At 67.6% G+C, this 19,538-nt stretch carries 15 protein-coding genes; 13 read left to right on the top strand and 2 right to left on the bottom strand.

Features of this window, described 5'->3' with window-relative positions:
• Positions 1–3 precede the first annotated feature (3 nt).
• The 7 genes from TRAD_RS09105 to TRAD_RS15280 all read left to right on the top strand — a co-directional run bounded on the left by TRAD_RS09105 (position 4) and on the right by TRAD_RS15280 (position 9,497).
• On the top strand, positions 4–1,929 hold the full coding sequence (locus TRAD_RS09105; protein WP_013178321.1) for a hypothetical protein: 1,926 nt from the start codon (positions 4–6) through the stop codon (positions 1,927–1,929).
• 302 nt (positions 1,930–2,231) lie between these two features.
• On the top strand, positions 2,232–4,187 hold the full coding sequence (locus TRAD_RS09100) for an ABC transporter substrate-binding protein (protein ID WP_013178320.1): 1,956 nt from the start codon (positions 2,232–2,234) through the stop codon (positions 4,185–4,187).
• A 145-nt stretch (positions 4,188–4,332) separates the two neighbouring features.
• A complete protein-coding gene (locus TRAD_RS09095; protein ID WP_013178319.1) occupies positions 4,333–5,466 on the top strand; it encodes a mandelate racemase/muconate lactonizing enzyme family protein in 1,134 nt (377 codons plus the stop codon).
• A gap of 98 nt (positions 5,467–5,564) precedes the next feature.
• Entirely contained in the window at positions 5,565–6,716 is a 1,152-nt protein-coding gene (locus TRAD_RS09090; RefSeq protein ID WP_013178318.1) for a Gfo/Idh/MocA family protein, read from the top strand.
• Positions 6,713–7,885 carry a dihydrodipicolinate synthase family protein gene (locus tag TRAD_RS09085; RefSeq protein WP_013178317.1) on the top strand — a complete coding sequence of 391 codons (1,173 nt, stop codon included), beginning with the start codon at positions 6,713–6,715 and terminating at the stop codon, positions 7,883–7,885. The genes TRAD_RS09090 and TRAD_RS09085 overlap by 4 nt, the downstream gene beginning before the upstream one ends.
• Entirely contained in the window at positions 7,882–8,724 is an 843-nt protein-coding gene (locus TRAD_RS09080; RefSeq protein WP_013178316.1) for a sugar phosphate isomerase/epimerase family protein, read from the top strand. Before TRAD_RS09085 ends, TRAD_RS09080 begins: the two co-directional genes overlap by 4 nt.
• A gap of 77 nt (positions 8,725–8,801) precedes the next feature.
• Positions 8,802–9,497, top strand: a complete 696-nt coding sequence (locus TRAD_RS15280) for a GntR family transcriptional regulator (RefSeq protein ID WP_049773056.1) — start codon at positions 8,802–8,804, stop codon at positions 9,495–9,497.
• A gap of 187 nt (positions 9,498–9,684) precedes the next feature.
• Here the strand turns inward: TRAD_RS15280 and TRAD_RS09070 are convergent, their stop codons facing one another.
• Entirely contained in the window at positions 9,685–10,698 is a 1,014-nt protein-coding gene (locus TRAD_RS09070) for an aldo/keto reductase (protein WP_013178314.1), read from the bottom strand.
• 51 nt (positions 10,699–10,749) lie between these two features.
• Complete coding sequence (locus TRAD_RS09065; protein WP_049773055.1) at positions 10,750–12,054, bottom strand: BaiN/RdsA family NAD(P)/FAD-dependent oxidoreductase; 1,305 nt, start codon at positions 12,052–12,054, stop codon at positions 10,750–10,752.
• Positions 12,055–12,289: 235 nt separating this feature from the next.
• On the opposite strand from TRAD_RS09065, the gene TRAD_RS09060 reads away from it, so the two are divergent.
• From TRAD_RS09060 to TRAD_RS09035, 6 genes are all read left to right on the top strand, one after another.
• Complete coding sequence (locus TRAD_RS09060; protein WP_013178312.1) at positions 12,290–13,555, top strand: extracellular solute-binding protein; 1,266 nt, start codon at positions 12,290–12,292, stop codon at positions 13,553–13,555.
• A 9-nt stretch (positions 13,556–13,564) separates the two neighbouring features.
• On the top strand, positions 13,565–14,443 hold the full coding sequence (locus TRAD_RS09055) for a carbohydrate ABC transporter permease (protein ID WP_041947222.1): 879 nt from the start codon (positions 13,565–13,567) through the stop codon (positions 14,441–14,443).
• Positions 14,430–15,308, top strand: coding sequence for a carbohydrate ABC transporter permease (locus tag TRAD_RS09050; RefSeq protein WP_013178310.1), 879 nt, complete (start codon positions 14,430–14,432; stop codon positions 15,306–15,308). The genes TRAD_RS09055 and TRAD_RS09050 overlap by 14 nt, the downstream gene beginning before the upstream one ends.
• A 91-nt stretch (positions 15,309–15,399) precedes the next feature.
• Complete coding sequence (locus tag TRAD_RS09045) at positions 15,400–16,476, top strand: LacI family DNA-binding transcriptional regulator (RefSeq protein WP_013178309.1); 1,077 nt, start codon at positions 15,400–15,402, stop codon at positions 16,474–16,476.
• Positions 16,466–17,374, top strand: a complete 909-nt coding sequence (locus tag TRAD_RS09040; RefSeq protein ID WP_013178308.1) for a glycoside hydrolase family 130 protein — start codon at positions 16,466–16,468, stop codon at positions 17,372–17,374. Before TRAD_RS09045 ends, TRAD_RS09040 begins: the two co-directional genes overlap by 11 nt.
• 155 nt (positions 17,375–17,529) lie before the next feature.
• On the top strand, positions 17,530–19,515 hold the full coding sequence (locus TRAD_RS09035; protein ID WP_041947221.1) for a hypothetical protein: 1,986 nt from the start codon (positions 17,530–17,532) through the stop codon (positions 19,513–19,515).
• Positions 19,516–19,538 lie beyond the last annotated feature (23 nt).

The following is a 19,538-nucleotide window of genomic DNA, read 5'->3' as shown; positions in this document are numbered from 1 at the left end:
GCCGTGACAGAAACCCTAACCGGGCGCGCGGCCGAGGCGAACCGCGCTTATAGCGAGCGGTGCAGGCACTACCTCGAGGCTGAGGCGGCCACCGAGCGGCCGCTCGGCAACGGGCGTGCGGAGGTCTTTCACCAGCTCGCCCGCCTCGAGCAGGGTGTGCCCCCCGACGCTAGGATGCTACGCGCGTCATGCGAGCTGATCGGCGCGCGGCGCGACTGCGCCGACTTCGCGCTCGCCGGCGTTTTGCGCCTGCTGTGCCGCTACCCCGCGCACCCGCTGCTCGCGCCGGAAGCGCGCGCGGCGCTCGAGGCGGCAGCGCGTAACTTCTGCTACTGGTACGACCAGCCCGGCGTTCGCGGTATGTGTTTTCATACCGAAAACCATCAGATCCTCTTTCACAGCTGTGAGGTGCTCGCTGGACAGCTCTTCGGCGACGCGGTGCTCCCCAACAGCGGTCAGACGGGGCGCTGGCACGCCGATCACGGCGCCGAGCTGGCGCACAGGTGGCTCGACCAGCGCGCGCGCTTTGGTTTTTCGGAGTGGCTCTCGAACTGCTACTTCGAGGAGGACCTCTTAGCGCTCCTCAACCTCTACGACTTCGCGGCCGACCCCGAGCTCCGGCAGCGCGCTGGGAGGGCCGTAGATCTGCTGCTCTTCGAGCTCGCCCTGCATAGTTTGGGGGGGGTGATGGGGAGCACGCACGGGCGGACCTACGCCGCTTGGATCAAGGGCGGGCGCACCGCGCCGACGACGGCCATCGCCTGGCTGGTCTTCGGTCAAGGCGACCTCCACCTGGGTGAAGGGCTCTACCACATCGGGACGAACCTCGCACTGATCGGCTTGGCCACCAGCGACTACCGCCCGCCTCCAATCGTCGTCGCTATCGCCCACGACGAACCGGAGGCGGTGCGGTGCCGGGAACGCCATGGCCTTAACGTTCTAGACGCGCCGCGCTACGGCCTGCAGCACAGCAGCCTGGACGACAACCTGTTCTTCTGGGCCTGCCAGACGGCGCGCCACCCTGCGGTGCGCGAGGCGTCGCTGCGGGTCGCCGAGATCGCCGACGACCCCTGGCTAATGGAATTTATCGCCCACGCCGACGGGCTGCTCGAGGCGAGCCGCGCGCTCATCGAGGAGGCGGGGGGTACGTTCGATGGGGAGGCGCTCAACACGGCCTTGAGCGAGGTCAACCTCGTCACCTTCCGGACGCCTCACGCGCAGCTGAGCTGCGCACAGGACTTTCGGCCCGGTAAACCCGGTTATCAGCAGCACGTCTGGCACGCCATGCTGGGCCCCGACGCGGTGGTGTTTACCAACCATCCCGGTACGGACGACGAGTCGGGGGAGCACGACGCGCGCCCCAACTTCTGGGCGGGCAACCGCTGGCTGCCCAGGGCCGCGCAGCACGAGAACGTACTGGTGTGCCTGCACCACGTGCCCGCGGGGGATCCACATCCCTTCTCGCACGCCTACTTCCCGCGCGCGCACTTCGACGAGACGGTGCAGCGAGGTCACTGGACCTTCGGGCGTAAGGGCCGGGGGTACGTCGCGCTCTTTTCGCAGCACCCGGCGTGTTGGGCGGAGAGGGGCCCCTACGCCGGGGTCGAGCTGCGTGCGGAGGCGCGCGACAACGTCTGGCTCTGCGAAGTAGGTAGCGAAAGCCAGCACGGCAGCTTTGAGCGCTTCGTCGAAGCGCTATGCGCTGCGCCCATCCAGTGCGATGGGCTGACGGTGCGGTACGCTTCGCCGACCCTGGGCGAGGTGCGCTTCGGCTGGACTGGACCCTTCAGGGTTGGGGGACAAAGGGTGCCTTTGGGGAACTACCCGCGTTTCGATAACCCCTACTGCCAGGCGCCCTTGGGCCGCGACCACTTTCGCCTCCGCTTTCAGAACACGTCTTGTGAGCTGGATCTTCGTCGGCGGTCGTGACGAGGCTGCCTGCTCGAGCGAGAGGGCTGCGACGCCTAAGAGCCGTTGTTTTCTGCGACGCGTTTCTGGATGGGGCGAGGGCTATCCCGAGCCTCGGCGCTCTCCGAGGGCGGCGTAGCAGGGCTTCTCATCCGCCTAGGTATATGATATATTATAGAACGTCAACGCGAAGCTAACAGCGTGCGAGAAGGTGGAGCCCACGCCTGCTTTCCGCAAGCGAAAGGGGGTTTTAAAGGCGCAAATCCATGTCTAGACGGTTTACGCGACTTCGTAGCTTTCATAACCGACGCCGAGGAGCAGGTATGAACGTTCAGCAGAAGAAAAAAGCCCCACGATCCGCCCTGCGTGTGCCCCTTTGGTGGGTCGCTGCGCTAGTTTTGGCGCTAAGCAGCCCTGTTTGGGGTCAGCCCGCTCAGTTTAATGAAGCCCCGCAGCTCGCCGAACGGGTGAGCGCCGGCGAGCTGCCGCCCGTCGAGGAGCGTCTGCCCGACAATCCCCTGGTCGTCCCCGTCGTCGAACGCATCGGCACCTACGGTGGCACTTGGCGCACGGTGCTCCTAGGCGCCAGCGACGCCAACCACATTCGGCGCACCATCGGCTATGAAGGGCTCTTACGCTGGACGCCCGACTGGAGCGACATCGTCCCCAACGTTGCTGAGTCCTATGAAGCGAACGAGGATGCGACCGAGTTCACCTTTCACCTGCGTGAGGGGATGCGATGGTCTGACGGACATCCCTTCACCGCTCACGACATCATGTTCTGGTATGAAGCCGTGGTCATGAACGAGGAGCTGACACCCGCCCCGCCGACGTGGTTCACCACGGGTGAAGACAACGTACCGGGAACCGTGGAGGTCATCGACGACACCACGGTAGTGTTCCGCTTCGAGCAGCCCAACGGCCTCTTTCTCCTCGAGATGGCTGGGGGCTTTGGGGTCATTCCCGTCTCCTACCCGCGCCACTACATGGAGCAGTTCCACATCGACTACAACCCTGATGGGATCGACGCACTGGTTCAACAAGCGGGCGTGAACACTTGGGTGGACCTCTTTCAGATTAGGGGTAACTCGCCTGACTACACCGTCGAGCATTGGCAGGATCCGAATCGGCCCATGCTGAACGCCTGGGTGCCCACAAGTCCCTACGCGGGTACCCGCTTTACCGCCCAGCGCAACCCCTACTACTGGAAGGTCGACGAGGAGGGCAACCAGCTGCCTTACATCGACAGCGTCGTCTACGACATCGTCGAAGACGCCGAACTCATCTTGCTCCGCGTGGCAAACGGCGAGATCGACTTTCTCGACCGGCACATCGCCGACCCGTCTTATCGGGCAGTACTTTTCGACAACCAAGAGCGCGGCGACTACCGCTTTATCGAGGGGCCGAGCGCCTTTATGAACACCCTAGTCGTGCCCTTTAACCTGACGCACCGAGACCCAGTCAAGCGCGAAATCTTTCAGAACAAAGACTTCAGGGTCGCTCTGTCGCACGCCATCAACCGCCAGGAGATCATCGACCTCGTCTTTATCGGGCAGGGCGAGCCGTGGCAGGCGGCGCCGCAGGCGGACACGCCGTACTTCCACGAGCGTTTGGCGACGCAGTACCTCGAGTACGACCCCGAACTCGCGAACGAGATCCTCGACCGGCACTATCCCGAGCGGGACGCGCAGGGCTTCCGCCTAGGGCCCGATGGCAACCGCATCACCATCATTGGGGAGGCGGCGGTGGGGTCGCAGACGCATGTCGACACTCTAGGCGTCATTCAGGAGCACTGGCGGGCAGTCGGGATCGATCTACAAGTGAGACCTATCGACCGCAGCCTGTTGTGGCAGCGCATCGAAGCGAACGATGTCGACGTGTCCGTCTGGGACGGCGACGGCGGTGGTCTAGAGGCGCTTATCCGGCCGCGTTACTACTTCCCCTCTGAGCTGGCCTCAGCGCAGGCACCGGCGTGGGCTGCGTGGTATATCAACCCTACCCTCGAGATCGCCGAAGAACCGGAGGAACCCGAGCGGCGGCAGATGGAGCTCTACGAGCAGCTCCGGGCTACCGGCGACTTAGACGAGCAGAGCGAGCTGATGTTAGAGATCCTCGAGATCGCCGCCGACCGCTTTGCTGTGATCGGCGTCTCGACTCGACCCCTAGCGGTCGGCATCGCGCGGAACAACCTGCGCAACGTCCCGGACAGCATCCCGCAGACCGGCGGCTTCTACCCCAACCCGGCGCCGGCGAATCCGTTTCAGTGGTTTTTCGAGTAGTGCTCCTGGGTGCTAGAGGGGCGTAACGTGGTCACGCCGCGCTAGCTTGCAGGTCACGGCACCAAGCACCCGATGCCGTGACCTGCTCGCCTGACGCGTGGGCGTTTGGGAGCTGGGTGGCTCGAGAAGATCGCAAGGAGGGGTTATGAGCGCCATCGTGCGCGTAGACGTCGGCCGCTACGACTACGCCGTCGCCGGAAGCTTTAAGTTCCTCAAGCCTGGGCGCGACGGGGTCGTCCGGCGGCCCTCGGTGCTGGTGCGCCTGACCGACGACGAAGGCTTCTCGGGTTGGGGGCAAGCCGTCCCCATGCCGACGTGGTGCTACGAGACCCCGGAAACCGTGGAGACGACCCTGCGCCTCTACCTCGCCGAGGCGCTGCTCGGCGCGGACCCCGAGGACCTCGAAGACGTGCACGCGCGCATGAACCGGGCTATCCGCCCCGCCTTTTCGGTCGGACAACCGCTCTGCAAAGCCGCGCTCGACCTAGCGTGTTTCGACCTGGTCGGCAAACGCCGCGGCGTCTCCGCAGCGGAACTTCTCGGGGGGGCGAAGCGCTCGTCGCTAACGCTGAGTTGGACGGTGGCCTCGGCGGACTTGGAGGCGGCCGAGAGGCAGCTCGAGGCGGGTCGCGCGCGCGGTTACCGCAACTTCAACATCAAGGTGGGTGCGCCGCAGAGCGCGGCGTACGACCTCGAACTCGCCCGCACCGTCCGAACGGCCTCGCCGGACGGCTTTGTGTGGGCCGACGCCAACACCGCCTACAGCGAAGCGGAAGCCCTGAAGCTGGCGCCCAAACTCGCCGACGCCGGGGTGGACGTCCTCGAGTCGCCGCTGCCGCCGACCCAGCTCCGGGGGTACCAGCGGCTCAAGGCGCAGGGGGCGCTGCCCATCCTGATGGACGAAGGGGTGCTCTCGCCGGTCGAGCTGCGCGAGTTTATCGCCCTGGAAATGCTCGACGGGGTAGCGCTCAAGCCCGCCCGCAACGCCGGCTTGTGGCCCTCGAAAGGGATCGTCGAGGCGCTTTGGCAGTGCGGGCTGATGGTGCTCGGTTCGGGGCTGACCGACCCCGACTTCGCGTTGGCGGCGGCGGTGCAGCTCTACAGTTGGGCGGGGATCGCCTATCCTTGTGCGCTCAATGGACCTCAATTTTTGGCGGACAGCTTGGGAGACGCCTTTGCACAACAGGGCGACCAGCTTCTTCTGCCGACGGAGCCGGGCCTGGGCTTCGTCGTCTACGAACCCGTCGCCGAACTTTTGGAGACGGTCGCCGAGGTGTAGCCGCGAAATCCCCAAAAGGGGAGGGCAGTGTTTGTATATAATATATAAAAGCGATATGTTCAGAGCGCTGTAACGCTGCAAGACGCTGGGAGGAGCCTATGTCGCAGAGGGTCGTAAAAATTCTGATGAACGGCGTCACGGGGCGCATGGGGCGCAACCAACACCTCATCCGCTCGGTCCTCGCCATCCGCGAGCAGGGGGGGGTGCCGCTCCCCAGTGGCGACGTGATCTGGCCGGAGCCGGTCCTGATTGGCCGCAGCGAGCCTAAGTTAAGGGCGCTTGCGGCGGAGTTTGGTCTGAGCGAATGGTCGACCGACTTAGACGCTGCCCTCGCCGACCCGGCAGCCGAGGTCTACTTCGACGCCCAAGTGACCTCCGAGCGCGCCGCTTCGGTGCGCAAGGCGATCACGGCTGCTAAGCACCTCTACTGCGAAAAACCGATCGCTGCAGACGCCGGTGAAGCGCTCGAGCTCGCCCGTTTGGCACAGGCGGCGGGGGTTAAAAACGGCGTGGTGCAGGACAAGCTGTTTCTCCCGGGGCTGCTCAAGCTCAAAAGGCTCGTCGACGCAGGTTTTTTCGGGCGCATCCTCTCGGTGCGCGGCGAGTTTGGTTATTGGGTCTTTGAAGGCGACTGGCAGAGCGCGCAGCGCCCCTCCTGGAACTACCGTGCAGAGGAGGGGGGCGGCATCATCATCGACATGTTCTGCCACTGGCAGTACGTGCTCGAAAACCTCTTCGGCCGGATTAGGGCGGTTTCCGCGCTCGGCGCGACCCACCTCCCCGAACGCGTCGACGAGGCGGGGCGGCGCTACCGGGCCACGGCGGACGACGCCGCTTACGGCACCTTCGAGCTCGAGGGGGGCGTCATCGTGCAGCTCAACTCGTCGTGGTGCGTGCGCGTCTATCGCGACGAACTCCTCTGGCTCCAAGTCGACGGCACCCATGGCAGCGCGGTCGCGGGGTTGCGCACCTGCAAGGTTCAGCACCGCGTGACCACGCCCAAACCGACCTGGAACCCGGACGTGCCCAACCCCTTCGACTTCTATGGCGACTGGCAGGAGGTGCCCGACAACACCGACTTTGACAACGGCTTTAAGGCGCAGTGGGAGCTGTTTTTAAAACATGTGGTGTGCGGTGAGCCCTTCCCGTGGGACTTTATGGCGGGCGCCAAAGGTGTGCAGCTCGCCGAGCTGGGGCTGCGGTCGTGGGCGGAGCGACGCTGGCTCGAGGTGCCGGAGTTGGGCGCGTGACGGGGGCGCGCCTCAGCCAGCAGCTGCGCCTACCCCAAGCGGACGGGCGGCTGCTCGCCTACACCCCCGGTCCGGCCGCGCGCTTCGAGGCGCCCAAAACGCCGCTGAGGAGCCGCGTGGTCTACGCTGCAGCGCACGTTGTCTGCGATCCCTTGGCGGACAACCTCGCAGGTACCCACCTTGACTGGGGGGCCACGCTGGCCTTTAGGCACTACCTCTGGGACCTCGGCTTGGGGGTGGCCGAAGCGATGGACACCGCTCAGCGCGGCATGGGGCTGGACTACAAAGCCACCCGCGAGCTGATTCGGCACACGCTCGCCGACGCACGGGGTCGGGGTGCGAGGGTCGTCTGCGGGGCCGGCACCGACCAGCTCCCGCCGGGCGCCGAGGTCTCGTTAGCGGAGGTTGAAGACGCTTACCTCGAGCAGGGCGGTGCTATCGAGGCGCAAGGTGGCGGCGTCGTGCTGATGGCCAGTCGGCACCTGGCTGCCGCCGCAACATGTGCGGACGACTACCTGCGGGTCTACGACCGCGTCCTATCGCAGCTTAAAGGTCCCGTGGTGCTGCACTGGTTGGGGGAAGCGTTCGACCCAGCACTGCGAGGGTACTGGGGATCGGCAGACCTCGATGAGGCCACCGAGATCTGTTTGAACCTAATCCAGCACCACGCCGCCAAAATTGACGGCGTCAAGCTGTCCTTGCTCAGCAAAGAGCGCGAGGTCGCGCTGCGCCGCCGCCTGCCCGCGGACGTCAAGATGTATAGCGGCGACGACTTTCACTACGACGAGCTGATCTTCGGGGACGAAGAGGGCTATAGCCACGCCCTCTTGGGTATCTTCGACGCGGTCGCGCCGGCGGCCTCAGCGGCGATTGGGGCGCTCGACGCGGGCGACCACGAGCGCTATTGGCGGCTCCTCGCACCAACCGTGCCGCTGTCCAGACACATCTTCGGGTCGCCAACTTACTACTACAAGACGGGTATCGTCTTTTTAGCCTACCTCAACGGGCACCAGACGCACTTCCGCATGGTGGGTGGGTTGGAGAACGCTCGCTCCGTTCTCCACCTCTGCGAACTCTTCGTGCTCGCCGACAAGGCGGGGCTCCTGCGCGACCCCGAAGAGGCGAGCGCGCGCATGCGCACCTTTTTGGCGCTAGCGGGGGTTTCGTGAACGCCGGTCTCGCGCGGCTCAGCCTCAATCAAGCGACGACGCAGCGCTGGGGAGTTAAGGAGGCGGCGGAGGGCTGCGCGCGAGCAGGCGTCGCGGCCATCGGCCTGTGGCGTGAGAAGGTGGCCGCGTACGGCCTGAAGGCGAGCGCGGAGCTCGTTCGCGAGCTGGGGCTCAGCGTCTCGAGCCTCTGTCGAGGGGGGTTTTTCCCCGCTGCGACCGCGGCGGGGCGACGGGCCAACCTAGATGAGAACCGGCGCGCCATCGAGGAGGCCGCCGCGCTCGGTACCGACATTCTGGTACTGGTCTGTGGGGGGCTGCCGGAGGGTGGGGGGCGGGACCTCGCCTCAGCGCGGCAGATGGTCGCCGACGGCATCGCCGAGCTGATCCCCTTCGCGGCGGAGCACGGCGTCAAGCTCGGCATCGAACCGCTGCACCCGATGTTTGCGGGGGACCGCTCCGTGATCGTGAGTTTGGGCCAAGCCAACGACCTTGCCGAAAGCTTAGGGGCCGAAAGCTTGGGAGCGCAGCAGGTAGGCGTCGTCATCGACGTCTATCACGTCTGGTGGGATCCGCAGGTCTACCGGGAGATCGCGCGCGCGGCCCCCTACACCCTGGGGTTCCACGTCAACGACTGGTTGGCCCCGCCCCCCGACGTCCTCATGGGCCGGGGCATGATGGGGGACGGGGTGATCGAGCTGAGGCGCCTGAGGCGGGCGGTCGACGAGGCGGGGTACACGGGACCCATCGAGGTCGAGATCTTTAACCGCGACCTTTGGGATCTGCCGGGGGACGAGGTGCTCGCCTTGACGAAAGCGCGTTTTGCCGAACACGTCTTCTAGGTAGTTCTCTAGGCGAAGGGGAGGGTTCGAGCGGTGGCGCGCAATCCGCGGGGGCAAAAGACCTTATGATGAGAAGCGTGACGCGTTCGGTAAAGCCCAGAGCGGCCTTTAAGAGTAAAAAAGACGTCGTCTACGAAACGCTGCGCGCTAGCATCCTCGAGGGGGAGCGGCAGCCGGGCACGCGTCTAATCATCGACGACCTCGCCGCCGAGTTCGGTGTGAGCCCCATCCCCGTGCGGGAGGCTTTGCAGCAGCTGAAAGCCGACGGCTACGTCGAGATACAGCCCTATGTCGGGGCGAGGGTCGCCGAGGTCCGGCTCGACTCCATCGTGGAGATCTTCGACCTGCTCGAAGCGCTCGAGGTGATTAGCGGCAGAGCCGCCTGTCAGAACTTTACCGACGCCGACTTTGTCGAGATGGAAGCGCTCCTGCACGACATGGACGATGAAGGGTGCGACATCGACAGTTTCGCCGAGAAAAACGTCCGCCTTCACCGGTTTATCTGCGACCGCGCGGGCACCCGTTTGACGGGGCCGCTGATCGGTAAAGTGCTTGACCACTGGGATAGGCTGCGCCGCCTCTACCTCAAAGACGTCTTTTTGCGCCGCCGCGAAGCGTCGCAGCGGGAGCACTGGAGGATGTTCCAAGCGCTCCGCAGCCGCGATCCCGACCAAGTCGAGACGGTCGTTAGGGCTCACAACCGAGCGGCTCGAGCCGCCTACGTCGCTTACGTCACCCGCTTACGTGAGCGTACCGAGGAACGGGTTTCGTAGACCCCCGCGTGAACCGAGAGCGTTTGCGCTACCCTTCGTTCACCGCTCTCGTGAAAGAGGCCGGCGCAGACGCAACCTGTAGCGTCCGCGCCGGTTCTAGGGGGGGTGCAGGCGGTGCGAAGCGCTTCGAGGCGGCAGCGGAGCACCGTGTACGCTTGAGGGGGCGCACCTACGCGCTACGCGTCGCCTACCGCCGCGCCTGCGCCCCCGCGATAACGTCGTACGGGTAGGGGGGCGTCACCGCGCTCGCCGCGTCGAGCCGCGCCATCTGCTCCGGGCTTAGGCGCCACCCCACGGCGCCCAGATTCGCCTCGAGCTGCTCCATGGTGCGCGCGCCGATGATAGGTGCGGTCACGCCGGGTCGCTGCAAAAGCCAGTTGATGGCGACCTGCGCGGGGGTCCGTCCGACCTCTTCGGCAACCGCTACGAGCGCGTCGATGACGCCCCACGTGTGCTCGTTGTTGTAGGCACTCCACGACTCGCTCCAACCCTCCTTCTCGGCGCGCTCGATGCGACTTCCCGCTACGGGCGCCGCCATCCCCCGCCGGAACTTGCCTGAAAGCCAGCCGCCGCGCAGCGGGCTCCAGGGAATGACGCCCAAGCCTTCGCGGCGCGCGACCGGCAAAAGCTCCCATTCGGTCGAGCGGCAGAGCAGGTTGTACTGCGGCTGAAGACAGACGAACGGCTCCCAACCGCGCGCGCGCGCGAGGTCGAGAGCCTTTTGCAGCTGCCACCCGCTAAAGTTGCTGACGCCTAGGTAGCGCACCCAGCCGCGTTCAACCAAGGTGTTGAGGGTCGAGAGCGTCTCCTCCAGGGGCGTCCTCTCGTCCCAGCAGTGAACCTGGTAGAGGTCGATGTAGTCCGTGTTGAGGCGGCGCAGGCTCGCCTCTACCGACGCCAGGATGTGCTTGCGGCTTAACCCTACCTCGTTGGGGCCGTCGCCCATCGGAAAGCGCACCTTGGTGGCGATCACCAGGCCCTCTCGAGCCTGATGCGCGAGCCAGCGCCCGAGGATCTCCTCGGACACGCCTTGGCTGTAGACGTTCGCGGTGTCGATAAAGGTGCCGCCCGCCGCCACGAAGCGGTCTAGCATCGCGTGGCTTTCGGCTTCGGTCGCCTCGTGCTCGCGCCCAAAGGTCATCGCGCCCAAGCAGAGTTCGCTGACTTTGAGACCGGTGCGGCCTAGGTATCGCTGGTTCATCGTGACTCCTCGAGGTTTTGGCAGCTAACGCCCGATGATCGGGACAGCCTATCAGAGGGCTTGAGAGGAGGTGGACCAGGATGTGACAGCACCGACGTTCGCCCCGCCCTCAGCGAGCGCTTCTGCCATCGCCCGCCCCGCGAGGTACCCGGTCGTCCACGCGTTCTGAAAGTTGAACCCGCCGGTGACGCCGTCGATGTCCAACACCTCGCCCGCCAGGTAGAGGCCGGGGACGCGGCGCGAGGCCATCGTCTTGAAGTCCACCTCCCCCAGGGCGACGCCGCCGCAGGTCACGAACTCCTCTTTAAAGACCCCCTTGCCGGTGACCCAGAAGCGGCCCGCGCCGAGCTCGTCGGCCAAGCGGCCGAGGTCGCGGTTGGAGAGCTCCGCCCAGCGCCGCGTCTCCTCGACCCCGGCCCGCGCCGTGAGCGCCGCCCAGAGCCGCGCCGGCAGCGGCAGGGGGGTGTGCGCGCGGACCAGCTTGCGGGGCGCGTCCGCTTTAAAGGCGCGCAGCCGCTCGCGCAACGCTTCGGGGTGTTCGGGCACCCAGGCGACGCGCAGCGCCACCTGGTAGCCGCGCGCGTGCAGCTCGCGCGCGCCCCAAGCCGAGAGCTTGAGCACCGCCGGACCCGAAAACCCCCAGTGGGTGAGCAGCAGCGGGCCGCGCTGCTCGAGCTTCGTCCCCTCCAGGCGCACCCGCGCGTCCGGCACCGAGACGCCCGCGAGGGGCGCTAGGTGCGGGTCGGTTACGTTGAAGGTAAAGAGCGACGGGACGGGGGGGACGACGGTGTGGCCGAGCGCTTCGGCCCACCGGTGCCCCTGCGGGCTGCTGCCCGTGGCTAGCAGGAGGAGGGGGCTGTGGATCCCTTCACCCCCCTTGAGCGTCACACGGAAGCCGCCGGGCGCTTGCGCCACTGCGGTGACGGCGGTCTGCGTGCGGACCTCGACGCCCGCGTTGCGCGCGGCCTCCAAAAGGCACGCCACGATGGTCTGCGAGCGGTCGGTGACGGGGAACATGCGGCCGTCGGGTTCGGTCTTGAGCGCCACCCCCCGCGCGGCGAACCAGGCGACCGTCTCGCGCGGGCCGAAGCGGCTTAAGGGGCCGCGCAGCGCCTTCGCGCCCCGCGGGTACCCCTGCGCTAGCAGCGCCGGGTCGAAGAGGTGGTGCGTGACGTTGCAGCGCCCCCCGCCCGAGATACGCACCTTGCCCAGAGCCTCGCGGGCGCGCTCGAGCACCACCACGCGCGCCCCCGGGCGCGCCTCGGCGAGGGCGAGAGCGCCGAAGACGCCCGCCGCCCCGCCGCCGATCACGAGGGCGTCCGGGCGCTCGGGGGTCACGGGGTCTCGCACCTTCATGCCGTCCACGATACCCGTTTTTGCCCCCACGGCGCGCGCCCGCACGCCCCGTCTGGGGTTGACAGGGCGCGCGCTTCGTGCTAGCGTCCCGTTACAAAAACGTTTTCGGTATCTCTAGAAGCGCCGCCGCGCCCCGTAGCACGGTCTGCGCGCCGCGGGCGCCCGTGGCCTTCGGAAAGGGGGCGTGTCCGGCCGCCTTTAACCCACCGAGCTACACGAGCCTTTGGAGGAGACCATGCGACGCTGTTTGCTGCTCGGCGCCCTCGCGCTGTCACTCGCGAGCGCCCAAGAGGTGCGCTTCTGGTCGGCGCCCAACCCGTCTCAGACGCAGTTTTGGGAGGAGATGGCGCAGGCCTACCGGGAGGTCAACCCGGACGTCACGATCACCGTCACCCCCATCCCCGAGAGCCCGACCTCGGAGGCCGCGATCCTCGCCTCGCTCGCGGGCGGCACCGGCCCGACGATCTCGGAAAACATCTTTATCGGTTTTGGCGCGCAGCTCTACAACGCCTCGGCGGTCGTGCCGCTCAACACCCTGCCCGGTTGGGAGGAGCTCCTAGCGGCCCGCAACATGGCGACCGCCATCGAGACCTGGGCGTTTCCGGACGGCAACTTCTACATCCTGCCCATCTACACCAACGCCATGCTCTTCGGTTGGCGCATCGACGCGCTTCAAGAGCTCGGCGTCGAGACGCCGCCGCGCACCTACAGCGAGATCTTGGAGGTGTGCGCGACGCTGCGCGAGCAGAACCCCAACCGCTTCCTCTTGGCCCGCGCCGACCTCCTCTCGAACGTCTGGTGGCAGCGCTGGTTCGACTTTTTCATCCTCTACGACGCGGCCTCAAACGGCGCCCCCTTTATCGTGGGCAACGAGATCGTCGCCGACGACGAGGCGGCCGTGGCGGTGTTTGACTTTTACCGGCGCCTCAACGAAGCGGGCTGCCTTCTTACCCGCGAGGTCACCACCCCCTTCGAGGTCGGCAACAGCATCTGGTCGCAGTTAGGCCCTTGGACGTTTGCGAACTGGCGCGAAAACTTCCCCGAGCTGCAGCTCGGCGAGAACTTCGTCCTCACCGACCCGCCCGTCCCGGACGAGATGCCCGCGGGCGAACCCGTCTACACCTTCGCCGACGCCAAGGGGTTGGTGATCTACCAAAACGCCCCCGAGGAGGCGCGCGAGGCCGCCTGGGAGTTCGTGCGCTGGGTCTTCTCGGACCCCGCGAACGACCTCGCCTGGTTCGAGACCACGAACCTGCCGCCGACGCGCGACGACCTCGGCTCCAACGAGACCTTCGCCGCCTTTTTGGAGGAGAACCCGGCCTTGGTCCAGTACGCCGAAGCGATCCCCTACGCGGTGCCGCCTATTGTCAACCAGAACTTCGCCGACATTCAGACGGCGCTCTCGGAGCAGGGGCTGGCGCCGGCAGTCAGAGGCGACAAGACGCCCGAACAGGCGTGGGAGGACGCGAAGGCCGCCATGCAGGCGCTGTTGGGGGAGTAAGCCGTGGGGATGCAGCGCTACTTCTCGAGGTGGGGGTGGCTGCTGGCGTCCCCCTACCTCCTCTTCACGCTCGTCTTTTTCGTCGTACCGCTCGGCTGGGGGGTGTGGCTCTCGACGCTCTCGTGGGACCTGATCTCGCCCAGCCGCGAGTTTTTGGGGCTGCAGAACTTCGCCGAGGCGCTGCGCAGCCCGCGCGTGCACGCGGCCATGCTCACCCCCTTTCGCTTCATGGCGATCTTTATCCCCGTCACGGTCGCCGCCGCGCTCGTCATCGCGCTGGTCATCAACAGCGTCAAACGCTTTCAAGGAGCGCTCGCCATCGCCTTTTTTCTGCCGTACTTGGCCTCGGGGGTGGCGGCGGCGTTGGTGGTGCGCGGGGTGCTCGACTACTTCGGGCCCTTTAGCTCGTTTGTGCGCACGGTGTTTCGCGCCGACCCCGACTGGCTCGGCAACCCGACGCTAGCGGTGGTCACCATCAGCCTCATGATGGCCTGGAAGTTCTCCGGCTACGACGCGCTCATCTTTTTGGCGGGGCTCCAGAGCATCCCCCACGAGCTCTACGAGGCGGCTAATCTGGACGGCGCGACGCCCTGGGTCAACTTCTGGCAGATCACCTTCCCGATGCTCTACCCGTCGCTCTACACCGTCCTCATCCTCTCGGTCGGGGCGATGTTCTCGGTCTTTACCGAGCCCTTTATCCTCACGAACGGCGGGCCGCAGCTCGCGACGCACACCTGGACGCTCGAGATCTACTACCAGCTCTTTAGCAGCCTGCGCGCCGGCTACGCCTCCTCGGTGGCGCTTCTCAACGCCGTGCAGGTCTTTGTCGCCGTCTTTCTCGTGCGGCGGCTTATGGAGTGGTGGGGGGGGCGCTATGGCTGGCAGTAGCGCGGTCGGGCGCCCCGCGCGCGCGCGGCGCGCGGCCGCTTTGGGGGTGGGCACGCTCGTGCGGCGCCTGCTGATCGCCGCCGTGCTCATTGTCGGCGTGACGGTGGCGGTGTTTCCCTTTCTCTACCTCCTGCTCCAGTCGCTCGCCCCGTGGGACCAGGTCGACCGGCGCGTCTTCCCGACCGCGCTCACGTTGCGCTCGTACCGGTGGCTGCTCTTCGAGGCGGGGGCGCGCGACCCGTGGCTGCGGGCGCTCTTCAACTCGTTTTTCGTCACCGTGGCGAGCGTGCTCCTGATGGTCACCTCGGCGGGGCTGGTCGGCTACGCGCTCTCGCACATCCCCTTTCGGGGGCGCGCGGCCATCAACAACGTCATCTTGTTTCACATGTTCTTCCCCGGCATCCTCCTCCTGGTGCCGACCTTTCTCATCGTCCGCTACGCCGGGCTCTACAACACCTACGCGGGGATGATCATCCCGACCGCCATGAGCGTGTGGGCCATCTTTATGTACACCTCGTTTTTCAAGGGGGTGAGCAGCGAGATGATCGAGGCGGCGCGCATCGACGGCGCTTCAGAGGCGCAGATCGTCTTTCGCATCATCGTACCGGTATCGCTGCCTATTACCTCGGTGATCACGCTCTTTCTCTTTATGGACCGCTGGGGCCAGCTCTTGTGGGACCTCATGGTGGTGAGCGACCGCTCGAAGATGACGCTCTCGGTGCTCCTAGCTAGCCTGCAGGGGTCGTACGCACCCTACCCGGGGCCCATCTACGCGGCGAGCACGCTGCTGACGTTACCGGTGTTGATCGTCTTCTGGCTCTTTCGGCGCAACTTCACGGCGGGGATCGCCTTTGTCTTTAAGTGACACGCCTTTAGGTGACGCGCCTTTAAGTGACGTCTCGGCGAGCTGCGCAGCGGTTTGGCGCAGCGCAGCGTGTGGGGGGGGCCTCTGGAGCGTGGACGACTTGGCACCCAAACCCACCGCGGCGCCCCCCAGACGCCGGCGCGTCACCATCCGCGAGGTCGCCGCCGCCGCCGGCGTCTCCATCTCCACGGTGTCGCGCGCCCTGCGCGGCTACGCCGACGTGAACCCGGCAACGCGCGCGCACGTCGCCGCGACCGCGCGGCAGCTCGGTTACGCCCCGAACCCGGCGGGGCAGACGCTCAAGCTGGGCCGGACGCACACCGTCGCGGTGCTCGTCTCGGGCAACCACGGCCCCGCCCTGTTAGACGCCTTTTACGCCGAGGTCGTGGGCGGCATCGAGGCGTGCCTCGAGGCCCACGACCTAAGCCTGCTCGTCACGCGGGTGCGCGCGGAGCGCGCGCGCCGCCGCGTCCTCCAGGGGGGGCGCGCGGACGGCGTCATCGCGCTCGGGTGCGACCTGAGCGTCCCCTTTTTAAGGGCGCTGCACCGCACGGGGACGCCTTTGGTGCTCGCCGACAGCGCGGGCTGGGGTGCCCCGGGTGTCCCCAGCGTCACCGTGCAGCACGAAGCGGGCGGGTACGTAGCGACGCAGCACCTGTTGGCCAGCGGCCGCCGCGCGGTCGCCTTTATTGCCGAGACGCCCTTTGACCCCAACTTCCTCGAAAGGCGGCGCGGCTACGAGCGGGCGCTCGCCGAGGCGGGCCTGGCGGTGCGCCCCGAGCTCATCGCCGCGGGACGCTTGGGCCTAGAAGGCGGCTACCTCGCCGCCCGGAAGCTCCTCGCGCGCGCCCGCCCCGACGCCATCTTCGCCGCCAACGACACCGCCGCCTACGGCGCGCTCCGCGCCCTTTGTGAGCGCGGCCTGCGCGTCCCCGAGGACGTCGCCGTGGTCGGCTTCGACGACCTCGAGCTGTCGCGCTACACCACGCCCCCCCTCTCGAGCCTCCACGTCCCCCGCCAGCGGCTCGGCTTCCTCGCCGCCGCCGCGCTGCTCGAGCTGCTCGGCGGCGGGGCGGCGGCGTCCCTTGCGCTGCCCGTCTCGCTCGTCGTGCGCAAGAGTTCGGGAGCCCACCCTACCTCGCCCCCAGGAGCCCCCCGTGAAGTTTAAACGCCACCACGTCCCCGTCCTCACCCCGAACCCCGACAACGCTTGGGAAGCGCTCAACGTCTTTAACCCCGCGGTGATCTACCACAACGGCCTCTTTCACATGCACTACCGCGCGCAGGGCCACGACTACGTCTCGCGCATCGGCTACGCGGTCTCCGAAGACGGCGTCAACTGGAACCGGCTGCAGCGGCCCGTGCTCTGCCCGAGCGGCGACCTCGACGCGCGCGGCGTCGAGGACCCGCGGGTGACCGCGCTCGACGGGCGCTTCTACATGGCCTACACCGCCTTCGACCGCTCGAGCCCCTTTCCGAAGGTCGGCGAGACGCCCAAAGGCATCACGCCCATGTTCGCCGTCTCGGACAACCTCATCACCTGGGAGCGGCTGGGGCCCTTGGTGCGCGGCGAGGACAACAAGGACCACGCCCTCTTCCCGCGTAAAGTGTGCGGCCGCTACGTCTCGTTTCACCGCCGCCCGCCGAGCATCTGGCTGGCCTTTAGCGACGATCTCAAGGTCTGGGGGGACCACGCCGAGATCCTGCGGCCACGGCCCGGGCTCTGGGACGGCAAGCGCGTCGGGGCGGGGGGGCCGCCCATCGAGACCGAGGCGGGGTGGCTGATGATCTACCACGGCTACGACGACGAGCACGTCTACTGCATGGGGACCGCGCTCCTCGACCTCGAGGACCCGCGCCGCGTCCTGAAGCGGCCCAAGGAGACGGTTCTAGAGCCCAACGCCCCGTGGGAGCGCCGCGGCGACGTGCCCAACGTGGTCTTCGGCTGCGCCAACCCGGTCGTGAACGGCACCGTGTACCTCTTCTACGGCGGCGCCGACCGGGTCGTCGGGTTGGCGACGGCGGACCTTAACGAGCTGCTTGCGTGGACCCTCGAGCACGGCTAGCACGCCCGGGCGCGGCCATGGGTCGCTGCGGGTGGAGGTCGGTCTCACCGACCGGGGAGGAAGTGATGAAGGTGCGTTCGTTGGATCGTTGGTCGTCCGCCATGTCGCTCGTGTCGTCATTCGCGTTGCCGCTTCGGTCGCGGCGGCCGTCCTGGTTGAGGGGCCTAGCGCTCGCCGCGCTCTTCGCCCTGGGGAGCGCCCTCGCCGCGCCGCTCACGAACCTCAGCCACCTCGACTTTCTGACCGACACCCTCACGCCGCCCGAACAGGAGGGGCACACGACCTACCGCCCCGAACGGCCCCTGCGGGTGCTCTGGACCTACGCCGAGCCCACGGAGGCGGGTGCGTACCGCTGGGTCGGCGGCGGCGCGTACGACTCCGACACCGACACCTGGAGCCAGGGCGCCTACAACACCGACGACCTCACCCGCGCCGCCGTGGTCTACGTGCGCGCGTGGCGGCAGCTCGGGGACGCGCGCGCCCGCGACCACGCCTTCGACCTCCTGCGCGCGGTCGCCTACATGCAGACCCTAACGCCGGGGCCGCGCGAGGGGAACCCCGTGCTCTGGATGCAGCCGGACGGCCGGCTCAACCCGAGCGCCGAACCGGTCGAACTGCCCGACCCCTCCGACTCGGGCCCCTCGTTCTGGCTCGCGCGGACCCTCTGGGCCCTCGGCGAGGGCTACGAGGCGTTCCGAGACGACGACCCGGCGTTCGCGGCCTTTTTGGAGGAGCGGCTGCTGCTCGCGCTTGGCGCGCTCGAGCGGCAGGTGCTCGTCCACTACCCGACGACCGAAGCGCTCCACGGCTTTCCGACGCCGACGTGGCTGATCAACTACGGCGCCGACTCGGCGAGCGAGGCCATCTACGGGCTCGCCGCTTACGCGCGCGCGGGCGGCGGGGAGCGGGCCGAGAGGGCGCTGCGCGCGCTCGCCGAGGGGGTCGCGCTGATGCAGACGCAGGAGACGACCGCCTGGCCCTTCGGCGCCACGCTCCCCTGGGCGCGCTCGCGCTCGTTGTGGCACGGTTGGGGGGCGCAGATGGCGGGGGCGCTCGCGGTCGCCGGCGAGGTATTAGAGGAACCGCGGTTTACGGCGCTTGCGCGGCACGAGGCGAGCACCTTCGTCCCGCTGCTACTCACCTATGGCGGCGCCGACCAGGCATGGACGCCGACGCCCAGCGACACGGTGCAGATCGCCTACGGCGCCGACGCCGTGCTGCAAAACCTCCTGGCGGTGGCGCGCGCGACCGATGAAGCGGTCTTCGAGCAGCTCGCCGGCGTCGCGGGGGCCTGGTTTTTCGGCAACAACCGCGCGGGCGAGCCCATGTACGACCCCCAAACCGGGCGCACCTTCGACGGCCTCGAGCCCGACGGCCGCATCAACCGCAACGCGGGCGCCGAGAGCACCATCCACGGCCTTTTGAGCATGCTCGCGCTCGACGCCCACCCCGAGCTGCGGGCGCGGGCCCGCACCCTCCGGCGCGTCCACCACGACGCGTGGGCGCTGCTCGAGGCTGAAGTCGGCACCGTCGCCGGCGACGCCGCCGTCCAGACCCCCGAGAGCGCCTGGAACGGGGAGGCGCTGTGGAGCGGCGGGAGCTACCTGACGCTCGAGCCGGGCGCCCGCGTCACCCTCGGCGCCACGCTGGAGCGCGGCGGTCGCTACGTCGCGCTGCCCGTCTTTCTCCAGCAGCCGGTCAACCGCTTCGCCGTCGGCACGCGCCTGAGCGCCGCGGGGGGGTCTTTCGGCACCGTCTGGCACGGCGGCGCCGGGGAGCCCGGGCTGTCGGAGAACGAGGGGTTCGTGTCCGTGGCGCGCGCGCCCTACGCGGTGGCGCTCGGCGCGGGGCTGGCCGACATCACGGTGGAACAAGTTGGCGGCGTTCCGGCTCAGCTCGACGCGGTGCTCTTGCGGCCGGAGGTGGCGCGGCTCGAGCTGCGCGGCGCGGCACTCGGGGTGACGCTCCTGCACAGCTGGGCGCCGACGCGGCGCGTGGCGGTCGTACGCTTTGGTGAGGGGGCGGCGACCGCCTACGTGTACAGTCGCGACGGTCGGCTCGCCGAGACCGTGACGGGCACCGAGGGGGAGCTCCGCGTGCCCGTAGCGGCGGGCGGCTTCGCCTACGTTCTCACGCCTTGACCATTGGCCCCGGCGCCGCGGGT

The sequence above is a fragment of the Truepera radiovictrix DSM 17093 genome, assembly GCF_000092425.1.
Lineage (GTDB): Bacteria > Deinococcota > Deinococci > Deinococcales > Trueperaceae > Truepera > Truepera radiovictrix.
This window is presented reverse-complemented; position numbering and strand designations above follow the sequence as displayed.

What these genes read in the sequence shown, in the direction of transcription:
- TRAD_RS09100 (WP_013178320.1), top strand. Translation starts at nt 2,232, where the DNA reads ATGAACGTTCAGCAGAAGAAAAAAGCCCCACGATCCGCCCTGCGTGTG.
- TRAD_RS09095 (WP_013178319.1), top strand. Translation starts at nt 4,333, where the DNA reads ATGAGCGCCATCGTGCGCGTAGACGTCGGCCGCTACGACTACGCCGTC.
- TRAD_RS09090 (WP_013178318.1), top strand. Translation starts at nt 5,565, where the DNA reads ATGTCGCAGAGGGTCGTAAAAATTCTGATGAACGGCGTCACGGGGCGC.
- TRAD_RS09070 (WP_013178314.1), bottom strand. Translation starts at nt 10,698, where the DNA reads ATGAACCAGCGATACCTAGGCCGCACCGGTCTCAAAGTCAGCGAACTC.
- TRAD_RS09065 (WP_049773055.1), bottom strand. Translation starts at nt 12,054, where the DNA reads ATGAAGGTGCGAGACCCCGTGACCCCCGAGCGCCCGGACGCCCTCGTG.
- TRAD_RS09060 (WP_013178312.1), top strand. Translation starts at nt 12,290, where the DNA reads ATGCGACGCTGTTTGCTGCTCGGCGCCCTCGCGCTGTCACTCGCGAGC.
- TRAD_RS09055 (WP_041947222.1), top strand. Translation starts at nt 13,565, where the DNA reads ATGCAGCGCTACTTCTCGAGGTGGGGGTGGCTGCTGGCGTCCCCCTAC.
- TRAD_RS09050 (WP_013178310.1), top strand. Translation starts at nt 14,430, where the DNA reads ATGGCTGGCAGTAGCGCGGTCGGGCGCCCCGCGCGCGCGCGGCGCGCG.